Consider the following 4,159-nt stretch of genomic DNA (forward strand, 5'->3'; position numbering starts at 1 on the left):
ATACGCCGTAGTCTGTCTTGCGAATGTGCCGCGAGCGACCACCCTGCGCCGGCGGCACAAAGCAGCTTGACGAAGTTGCGCCGTCGCATGACCATCCCTCGCAGACACCATGGCACCGCCGCATCGTGATTGGCAATGTCGTCCATACATCATAGCAGTTGACCGGCAGATGGTAGAGATGGGTCAAGGGCTGCCTTGGCCACCTTCCATGGTCTTGTTCGGATCACCATCAGGAAGCAGATCTCACGGCGCCTTGGGCTAAGGTCAGCCACGGGCCGACATCCAGAAGTAACGCGGTTCGCGAGCAGAGCGCGAACGCGAATGCCCCTTCATTGAGATGGCGCAGGTATTAGGCCATGACGTTTCATGATCTCGCCCATCCGGGCAGGATCAGGAGGCGCAGGGCCGCCGAGGGCAACGGCCATTTCCCGGAAGAATTCCGGCCCGAGAACGCCTGGCGTGAGAACGCAAAGCATTTTCGCAATCGCCTGCGTCTCGTTGAGGAATCCATGGACAACACCGCGCGGGATGAAAAGATCATCTCCCGGCCTGATCTCGATGCGCTTGCCGGCGACCGTCCAACTGACGACGCCCTCAAGGCCGTAGATTGTTTCCTCCCAGTCACGATGATGGTGCGGGACCGGCATACGGGAGTTTGGCGGGATCACCACCTCAAACATATCAAGCGCCCCGCTCGTATCATACTTGGTACGCAAAAAACGTAGCTGCATTGCGCCAACCTCGATGAGTTCAGCCATTTTGCCTCCAAAGATAAGATCGCGAGACGGCTAAGCTCATCGTAGCCGACATCATTTCAAGTTGGGCTTGAAAGCTTCCTCGATCACTCGGCGGACGCTCTTTGAGGGCGGTTTCAGGGCCTCACTCAAGAAGGCGAAGAGAAGCAACAGCCACGTCGCAAGCGCGGCACACCACAGCAGCACCTCCAATATCTCAGGCATGAATGACCTCAAAAATACCTATCTGAAACGGGGCGAGTGTTGCCTAATGGAGCCGACGCGGCAAGCCGTATTTAAAACGCTCTAAGAATAGCTGGCAGCCTTAGGTCAGGGAAGCGACGGCCCTATGACCGCGCAGTCGGTCGCGCTTCGCAAAGGGCGGCTTGAAGGCATTCTGCCAAGCGCGGCAAATCAACTTCGGCCACCAGAGGCAAGCACCGATGGCCGAATACAGGCGCTCCGGGTCAATCGCGACATTTTGGCCCGGTTCAAGTTAGGTCCGGCCTACCACCGACAGATGGGGTAATCGGCCGGCCCAGCTTGTGGATAGCTAAAGATTTTAGGTGCTGCGCTTCAGGCTGATGGTGAAACGAGGTCCGTGGCAACGGCCTCAAGCATCAGAAGGAGAAGCGCAGCATGGACCATTTTGCTGGATTGGACGTATCGGTCAAGCAGACGAGTGTCTGCATTTTGGATGACGCGGGCAAGATCTTGAAGGAAGTGAAGGTGGCGAGCGAGCCTCAAGCGCTCCTGAAGGTTCTGGCCGATCCCGCCTACCGCTTCAACGGCCTCATTCAATCACATCGTCGGCGCGGCCGAGCAATGAAGACGGTACCGTGAGCCCGATGACCTTGGCAGTTTTGAGATTGATAACAAGCTCGAATTTCACAGGTTGCTCGATCGGCAAATCTGCCGGCTTCTCCCCTTTTAAGACTTTTTGCACATAGCCCACCAGACGTTTGGCCTCAAAACTCCGGCTCGGACCATAGGACAGCAAGGCACCGCTATCTGCGAATTCCCGCCACGAGGCAATCACGGGAAGACGACGCTCCTGGCCGTATTGCGCGATTTTAGCGGCAACAACGCCAGTCAGACGTGAAGAAATGACGAGCAAGCTATCGGCGCGGCTTGCTTCCACCCCCTTTAGCGCGGTGTCGAGATCGGCGATCACATTTATCGGGTAGGCGGTTAGCTCAAGGTCGAGCGATTCGGCGCCGCGCCGAGCAAAAGTCACTTCGTCATCGAAATGCTGGGGATTAAATATCACCCCAACCTTCCTGACGTTCGGGGCCACTTGCTTGAGCAATTCTATTCGCTTCGCTGCCATTTCATCCGTAAGAAACGTGATCCCGGTGAAGTTCTTGCTTGGTCGAGCAAGAGACACGGCGATTCCCGACCGGATCGGGTTATCGCTAACGCCACCGACGATGGGTACGCTACCTTTACTTGCCTCAAACAGTGGCTTGATAACATCACCGCCAATGGCGAGCAGAAGAGTGGGCCTTTGCGCGACAAGTTCAGTGGCCAATTCCACAAGTCGATCCGGCACTCCGTTGGCATAGCGGAAGACAATTTCGACGTTGCGTCCATCGAGGATCCCGGCCTGCGCGAGTGCGTCCTTCAGCGACTGATCGACTGGTCCCAATCTTTCAGCATCGCCAAATACCAACCACCCAATCCGAGGCAGCGATTTCTGCGCATGCACGACAAGCGGCCATGTTGCCGCCGCGCCACAAAAAAACGTGATGAAATCGCGCCGTCGCAAGTGGAATGCCTCATCGATGTCTAAAACCTAGCACCTTTGCGGGATCGCCGCATGAGATATGGCGAACAATTGGCTTCCGACGCTGCGACCGAATGTCCGAATTGGGGTCAATCACGTCGGTTTAGTCCTGCCGCGATTGCTTCCGGTCAGACCCGAGGAGCGGACATCTTTGGTGCTCATCGGAAGGTCTCAAACGGGCCAAGAACGGAAATTGTAGCCCGCAAGCGGAAGGCAGCTTATTCGATCATCGCGTCCTTAAGTGGTTTGCCGATGCCGCGCTGCAGTGGAGCGATCTGCTCCGCTCTGCGGGAAAAACTCCTCAACAGAGCTTGGAATTTGAACCTTGAAGCAATTTGCGAGACCAACAGTGGACCGCCGCAACTCGCTGGAGCCGCGCTTATCCATGGGATGTTTGCAGTCAGGCTTCCATTTTCTAGTTCTGTCGTCACATTGCGACGGTCGGCGGCGCATTCGCAACGATGTGCAGTGGCGGTTCCGATGACGATGACCCTGTGCGGCCTACTTGAGCTGGAGAACAATAATGAGCACGAATCCCAACAAAGCACTCTGGGAAAAGGGAGACTTCACCAGGCTCGCGTCGACCATGCGGGAGAGTGGCGACGCACTTGCAAGGTCGCTCGGTCCCGCCAGCGGCATCAAGGTTCTTGACCTTGGATGCGGTGACGGGACGACGGCTATCCCCCAGGCTCAGCTCGGTGCGGACGTGACGGGCGTGGATATTGCCAGCAACCTCGTGCAAGCCGGAAACAAACGCGCGCGGGAGATGGGTCTTTCCAACTGCCGCTTCCAGGAAGGTGATGCCTCTCACCTTGATGACCTCGCCAACCAAAGCTTCGATCGAGTGGTAAGCATTTTCGGTGCAATGTTCGCCCCACGACCGTTTGACGTCGCCAAGGAAATGGTGCGTGTTACCCGCCCGGGCGGGCAAATCATCATGGGAAACTGGATTCCGGGCGATCCGACCCTCGTTGCACAAATATTGAAGATTGCCGCGTCATACACTCCGCCTCCTCCGGAAGGCTTTGTCAGCCCCATGACTTGGGGGGTCGAGAGCAACGTTATCGAGAGATTTGGAGCCGCCGGCATCCAAAAGGAAAACATTTCCTTCGTCCGGGATACTTACACGTTCAACTTCCCGGGCACACCCGCACAGTTCGTCAATGTGTTCCGGGACTATTACGGACCTACGATGAACGCATTCGAGGCGGCGGACAAGAACGGACGCAGGGCGGATCTGCAAAAGGAAATGGAGACCCTTTTCACTGCTCAGAACAGAAGCAAGGAAGCCACGTCGATTCCTGCAACTTTCCTGCGCGTCGGAGTGAGAGTTGCCTGAGTTGGGAATTTAGCAGCCGCACCGGAGCCGATTGCTCGCCGTGCTCGCGGATGGAGCCGCGCAAAAGCATCCGCAAGGTCTCGCGCGCGTTCGATTGCGGTACGTCCATGCGTCGCCAAACTCTATCCTGAACAAAAATGCCGCTCCGCTTCCGGTCCATCCCGGAAGCCGACCTCAACCTTAGCTTCTCGCTCGACCGGAATGGGCCAGCTCCGGACGCCGAGGATGCTGCCGCGCCCCGGAGCTGTTATGATGATGCGGTTTTGGGGATGGATCGTCCGGAAGAGGTAATGATCATGC

At 57.0% G+C, this 4,159-nt stretch carries 4 protein-coding genes and 1 pseudogene; 2 read left to right on the forward strand and 3 right to left on the reverse strand.

Going from position 1 to position 4,159, the window contains the following annotated elements:
- Nucleotides 1–329: 329 nt before the first annotated feature.
- Nucleotides 330–758, reverse strand: a complete 429-nt coding sequence (locus XH98_RS13050; RefSeq protein ID WP_057740363.1) for a cupin domain-containing protein — start codon at nucleotides 756–758, stop codon at nucleotides 330–332.
- Between the two features lie 51 nt (nucleotides 759–809).
- A complete protein-coding gene (locus XH98_RS13055; protein ID WP_271597359.1) occupies nucleotides 810–959 on the reverse strand; it encodes a hypothetical protein in 150 nt (49 codons plus the stop codon).
- Between the two features lie 414 nt (nucleotides 960–1,373).
- On the opposite strand from XH98_RS13055, the pseudogene XH98_RS13060 reads away from it, so the two are divergent.
- Nucleotides 1,374–1,487 (forward strand): annotated as a pseudogene (locus tag XH98_RS13060) (IS110 family transposase); the annotation flags it as partial.
- 40 nt (nucleotides 1,488–1,527) lie between these two features.
- On the opposite strand, the gene XH98_RS13065 reads toward XH98_RS13060, so the two are convergent.
- Nucleotides 1,528–2,502 (reverse strand): ABC transporter substrate-binding protein, encoded by a 975-nt coding sequence (locus XH98_RS13065; RefSeq protein WP_271618828.1) that lies wholly within the window; start codon nucleotides 2,500–2,502, stop codon nucleotides 1,528–1,530.
- A 541-nt stretch (nucleotides 2,503–3,043) separates the two neighbouring features.
- Here XH98_RS13065 and XH98_RS13070 point away from each other — a divergent pair.
- Nucleotides 3,044–3,859, forward strand: coding sequence for a class I SAM-dependent methyltransferase (locus XH98_RS13070; protein ID WP_271618829.1), 816 nt, complete (start codon nucleotides 3,044–3,046; stop codon nucleotides 3,857–3,859).
- Nucleotides 3,860–4,159: the final 300 nt, after the last annotated feature.

Source organism: Bradyrhizobium sp. CCBAU 51745, from assembly GCF_028128715.1.
Lineage (GTDB): Bacteria > Pseudomonadota > Alphaproteobacteria > Rhizobiales > Xanthobacteraceae > Bradyrhizobium > Bradyrhizobium manausense.

Coding starts and splice junctions, on each gene's coding strand:
- XH98_RS13050 (WP_057740363.1), bottom strand. CDS start 758: ATGGCTGAACTCATCGAGGTTGGCGCAATGCAGCTACGTTTTTTGCGT.
- XH98_RS13055 (WP_271597359.1), bottom strand. CDS start 959: ATGCCTGAGATATTGGAGGTGCTGCTGTGGTGTGCCGCGCTTGCGACG.
- XH98_RS13070 (WP_271618829.1), top strand. CDS start 3,044: ATGAGCACGAATCCCAACAAAGCACTCTGGGAAAAGGGAGACTTCACC.